Here is a 3,219-nt window from a genome sequence, read left to right on the forward strand (position 1 = left end):
GGTGGGTGGTTGGTCGTTGTTTGAGAACTGCACAGTGGACGCGAGCATCTGTGGCCAAGTTTTTAAGGGCGCACGGTGGATGCCTTGGCACCAGGAACCGATGAAGGACGTGGGAGGCCACGATAGTCCCCGGGGAGTCGTCAACCAGGCTTTGATCCGGGGGTTTCCGAATGGGGAAACCCGGCAGTCGTCATGGGCTGTCACCCGCTGCTGAACACATAGGCAGTGTGGAGGGAACGAGGGGAAGTGAAACATCTCAGTACCCTCAGGAAGAGAAAACAACCGTGATTCCGGGAGTAGTGGCGAGCGAAACTGGATGAGGCCAAACCGTATGTGTGTGAGACCCGGCAGGGGTTGCGCATGCGGGGTTGTGGGATCTCTCTTCTGTCGTCTGCCGGCGGCAGGGCGAGTCAGAAACCGTTGATGTAGGCGAAGGGCATGCGAAAGGCCCGGCGTAGAGGGTAAGACCCCCGTAGTCGAAACATCAGCGGCTCGTTTGAGAGACACCCAAGTAGCACGGGGCCCGAGAAATCCCGTGTGAATCTGGCGGGACCACCCGCTAAGCCTAAATATTCCCTGGTGACCGATAGCGGATAGTACCGTGAGGGAATGGTGAAAAGTACCGCGGGAGCGGAGTGAAATAGTACCTGAAACCGTGTGCCTACAAGCCGTGGGAGCGTCGCTGATGGGTTTACCCATCAGTCGTGACTGCGTGCCTTTTGAAGAATGAGCCTGCGAGTTAGCGGTGTGTAGCGAGGTTAACCCGTGTGGGGAAGCCGTAGCGAAAGCGAGTCCGAAGAGGGCGTTTGAGTTGCACGCTCTAGACCCGAAGCGGAGTGATCTAGCCATGGGCAGGCTGAAGCGGAGGTAAGACTTCGTGGAGGGCCGAACCCACCAGGGTTGAAAACCTGGGGGATGACCTGTGGTTAGGGGTGAAAGGCCAATCAAACTCCGTGATAGCTGGTTCTCCCCGAAATGCATTTAGGTGCAGCGTCGTGTGTTTCTTGCCGGAGGTAGAGCACTGGATAGGCGATGGGCCCTACCGGGTTACTGACCTTAGCCAAACTCCGAATGCCGGTAAGTGAGAGCGCGGCAGTGAGACTGTGGGGGATAAGCTCCATGGTCGAGAGGGAAACAGCCCAGAGCATCGACTAAGGCCCCTAAGCGTACGCTAAGTGGGAAAGGATGTGGAGTCGCAGAGACAACCAGGAGGTTGGCTTAGAAGCAGCCATCCTTGAAAGAGTGCGTAATAGCTCACTGGTCAAGTGATTCCGCGCCGACAATGTAGCGGGGCTCAAGCGTACCGCCGAAGTCGTGTCATTGCGATATATACCTCTAACGGGGATCGTGATGGGTAGGGGAGCGTCGTGTGCCGGGTGAAGCAGCCGTGTAAGCGAGTTGTGGATGGTTCACGAGTGAGAATGCAGGCATGAGTAGCGATACACACGTGAGAAACGTGTGCGCCGATTGACTAAGGGTTCCTGGGTCAAGCTGATCTGCCCAGGGTAAGTCGGGACCTAAGGCGAGGCCGACAGGCGTAGTCGATGGACAACCGGTTGATATTCCGGTACCCGCTTTGAAGCGCCCAATATCGAATCAGACGATGCTAAGGCCGTGAAACCGCCTGCTGTCGGCTTTGCCGTCAGTGGGAGTGGTGGAGCCGCTGACCCAGATCTGTAGTAGGTAAGTGATGGGGTGACGCAGGAAGGTAGTCCAGCCCGGGCGGTGGTTGTCCCGGGGTAAGGGTGTAGCCCGTCATCCAGGTAAATCCGGATGGCACTGGGGGTGAGACCTGATGCCGAGCCGATTGTGGTGAAGTGGATGATCCTATGCTGTCGAGAAAAGCCTCTAGCGAGTTTCATGGCGGCCCGTACCCTAAACCGACTCAGGTGGTCAGGTAGAGAATACCGAGGCGTTCGGGTGAACTATGGTTAAGGAACTCGGCAAAATGCCCCCGTAACTTCGGGAGAAGGGGGGCCATTCCTGGTGATGGGATTTACTTCCTGAGCTGGGGGTGGCCGCAGAGACCAGCGAGAAGCGACTGTTTACTAAAAACACAGGTCCGTGCGAAGCCGTAAGGCGATGTATACGGACTGACGCCTGCCCGGTGCTGGAACGTTAAGGGGACCGGTTAGCTCCATTTCGGTGGGGCGAAGCTGAGAACTTAAGCGCCAGTAAACGGCGGTGGTAACTATAACCATCCTAAGGTAGCGAAATTCCTTGTCGGGTAAGTTCCGACCTGCACGAATGGCGTAACGACTTCTCGACTGTCTCAACCATAGGCCCGGTGAAATTGCACTACGAGTAAAGATGCTCGTTTCGCGCAGCAGGACGGAAAGACCCCGGGACCTTTACTACAGTTTGATATTGGTGTTCGGTTCGGCTTGTGTAGGATAGGTGGGAGACTGTGAAGCGGCCACGCCAGTGGTTGTGGAGTCGTCGTTGAAATACCACTCTGGTCGTGCTGGATGTCTAACCTGGGTCCGTGATCCGGATCAGGGACAGTGTCTGATGGGTAGTTTAACTGGGGCGGTTGCCTCCCAAAGGGTAACGGAGGCGCCCAAAGGTTCCCTCAGCCTGGTTGGCAATCAGGTGTTGAGTGTAAGTGCACAAGGGAGCTTGACTGTGAGACCGACGGGTCGAGCAGGGACGAAAGTCGGGACTAGTGACCCGGCGGTGGCTTGTGGAAGCGCCGTCGCTCAACGGATAAAAGGTACCCCGGGGATAACAGGCTGATCTTCCCCAAGAGTCCATATCGACGGGATGGTTTGGCACCTCGATGTCGGCTCGTCGCATCCTGGGGCTGGAGTCGGTCCCAAGGGTTGGGCTGTTCGCCCATTAAAGCGGTACGCGAGCTGGGTTTAGAACGTCGTGAGACAGTTCGGTCCCTATCCGCTGTGCGCGTAGGAGTCTTGAGAAGGGCTGTCCCTAGTACGAGAGGACCGGGACGGACGAACCTCTGGTGTGCCAGTTGTTCTGCCAAGGGCATGGCTGGTTGGCTACGTTCGGGAGGGATAACCGCTGAAAGCATCTAAGCGGGAAGCCTGCTTCGAGATGAGGACTCCCACCCCCTTTGAGGGGTTAAGGCTCCCAGTAGACGACTGGGTTGATAGGCCAGATATGGAAGCCTCGTAAGGGGTGGAGTTGACTGGTACTAATAGGCCGAGGGCTTGTCCTCAGTTGCTCGCGTCCACTGTGTTGGTTCTGAAACCACGAACA

General features: G+C 56.9%; 1 rRNA gene. It reads left to right on the forward strand.

The window, feature by feature from the left end:
• The first annotated feature begins 52 nt into the window (after positions 1 to 52).
• Positions 53 to 3,178: ribosomal RNA gene (locus ACWD10_RS38235) — 23S ribosomal RNA — on the forward strand.
• The last annotated feature ends 41 nt before the right edge of the window (positions 3,179 to 3,219 follow it).

Source organism: Streptomyces sp. NPDC002851, from assembly GCF_053591935.1.